General features: G+C 67.0%; 2 protein-coding genes and 1 pseudogene. All 3 read left to right on the plus strand.

The window, feature by feature from the left end:
* Window positions 1-268 (plus strand): annotated as a pseudogene (locus WB785_RS03705) (hypothetical protein); the annotation flags it as partial.
* Window positions 269-282: 14 nt separating this feature from the next.
* Entirely contained in the window at window positions 283-1,140 is an 858-nt protein-coding gene (locus tag WB785_RS03710; RefSeq protein WP_424077342.1) for a siderophore-interacting protein, read from the plus strand.
* A 24-nt stretch (window positions 1,141-1,164) separates the two neighbouring features.
* The coding region (locus WB785_RS03715; protein WP_424077343.1) for an alpha-hydroxy-acid oxidizing protein at window positions 1,165-2,070 on the plus strand (906 nt) is incomplete at its 3' end.

A 2,070-nucleotide genomic window follows, 5' to 3' on the forward strand; every position in this document is an offset into this window, starting at 1 on the left:
GCACCCGGCCACGCCGCTGGACGGGCTCAGTGACGACGAGCGGCGGGGTTACGAGGCGCTGCCGGGACGAGGAGGCGCCACGGTCGATGAGAGCGCCGTTGCCGCAGCGCTGGAGCCGACCCGCGTACTGGCGCCGCTGGCGATGCTGGAGGTCGCGGGCCTGGCCGAACGACTCGACGGCCGCTGGCGAATCGTCCGGAATCGCAGCGGGTCAGGGGTGGAGCCACCAGCTCGTATAGTCGACGGGGTCAGCTCTGAAGGGCTCTGAAGGGGAGGGATCGCGTGGCCGGTCGACCAGTGCATACCTTCGAAGTGGTGCGCCGCGAAGAAGTCACGTCGCACATGGTCCGGGTTGTCCTCGGCGGCAGCGGCTTCGACACATTCAAGCCCAGCGAGTTCACCGACTCCTACGTCAAGCTGGTATTCGTCGCTGAGGACCTCGATACGGCCAGCCTGCCGCAACCGTTGACGCTGGACAGTTTCGCCGAGCTACCTGCCGCCAAGCAGCCGGTAATTCGAACCCTGACCGTGCGGCGGGCCGACCCGGTCGCCCGCGAGATCGCCATCGACATCCTCGTGCACGGTGAACACGGCACAGCCGGCCCGTGGGCCGCAGCGGCCGAACCCGGGCAGCCCGTGTACCTGATGGGGCCCAGCGGCGCCTACAGCCCGGATCCGGCCGCCGACTGGCACTTGCTGGCCGGTGACGAGACTGCCTTGCCAGCCATCAGCGTTGCACTGGAAGCGTTGCCCGCCAACGCAATTGGTCAAGTATTCATCGAGATTGCCGAACCCGAGAACGAAATTCCGCTGACCGCACCGGGGGGTGTCGGTATCAATTGGATCTACCGCGGCGGGCGAGCCGATCTGATCACCGAGGACCGAGCCGGCGACCACGCGCCGCTGATCGAGGCGGTCAAATCGGCCCCATGGCTACCCGGGCAGGTGCACGTCTTCGTCCACGGCGAGGCGCAAGCGGTCATGCACAACATCCGGCCATACATCCGCAAGGAACGCGAAGTCGATGCGAAGTGGGCGTCGATCTCTGGTTATTGGCGGCGCGGCCGCACCGAAGAGACGTTCCGGCAGTGGAAGAAGGAACTCGCGGCTGCCGAGGAGGCGGCCGGCGCGGCTGACTGATCCTCGACTGGCATTCTGACCCCCATGGCATTTGGGGACTACCAGTTCGAGATCTATCTGCAGGGCCTGTCCGGAGTCGTGCCGTCATTGCCGATGGCCTATGCCGAACTGGAGGCCAAAGCCGCGGCGGCGCTGCCACCGTCAGTGTGGTCGTACGTCGCCGGCGGCGCCGGAGACGAACGCACCCAGCGGGCCAACTGCGCCGCGTTCGAAAGATGGGGGCTGATGCCCCGGATGTTCGTCGGCGCCAAGGAACGTGACCTGTCGGTCGAGCTGTTCGGTATGACATTGCCGTCGCCGGTATTCATGGCTCCGATCGGTGTGATCGGTATCTGCGCCCAGGACGGCCACGGCGACTTGGCCACCGCCCGCGCCGCTGCACGCACCGGGGTCCCGATGGTGATGTCGACGTTGACGACCGACCCGCTCGAAGACGTCGCCGCCGAGTTCGGTGAGACTCCGGGGTTCTTCCAGCTCTACACGCCTACCGACCGTGACCTGGCCGCCAGCCTGGTGCATCGCGCCGAGGCGGCCGGCTTCAAGGGCGTCGTCGTCACCCTGGACACCTGGGTGCCTGGTTGGCGCCCGCGAGACCTGAGCACCGCGAACTTCCCTCAGCTACGTGGACATTGCCTGAGCAACTACACCAGTGATCCGGTGTTTCGTGCCAGCCTGCCGGCGCCACCCGAGGAGAACCCGCAGGCCGTCGTGCTGCGCTGGGCGCAAATCTTCGGCAATCCGCTGACCTGGGACGACCTTCCGTGGCTGCGCTCGCTGACCACGCTGCCACTGATCGTCAAGGGCATCTGCCACCCCGACGATGCGCGACGCGCCCGAGACGGCGGCGTTGACGGCATCTACTGCTCCAATCACGGCGGCCGGCAGGCCAACGGCGGCTTGCCCGCGCTGGACTGCCTACCAGATGTGGTT

Source organism: Mycobacterium sp. (assembly GCF_049585075.1).
GTDB lineage: Bacteria > Actinomycetota > Actinomycetes > Mycobacteriales > Mycobacteriaceae > Mycobacterium.